Annotated in this window: 1 protein-coding gene; it reads right to left on the reverse strand. The window is 56.2% G+C overall.

Annotated elements, in window-relative coordinates; genetic code table 11:
* Positions 1–258, reverse strand: a 258-nt coding sequence (locus tag AC1RP1_RS08390; protein WP_481762788.1) for a hypothetical protein, incomplete at both ends; no start/stop codon positions are given.

Here is a 258-nt window from a genome sequence, read left to right on the forward strand (position 1 = left end):
TCGAGATTACCACAGGTCCTTTCACGATTTCGCGCTCCATCGCGAGCCGCACGATATCCTGAGCTACTGCGTCCATGGTAAGCGGCGGAACCTGTTTTGCATACATATGCTTGGCCCACAGCTCACCAGAAATCGCGTCCTCTACGTCACCCACAGTTTCCCAGCCAGTCGATTCAAGCGCGATGTTGAAGTGCTCGCTCAGGTCATGTGCCAGACAGAAGCGCAGATTCGGGTTCGTGATTCCGAGGCCTGCGAGCG

Source organism: Dellaglioa sp. CoH-56-MRSF-13 (genome assembly GCF_056782095.1).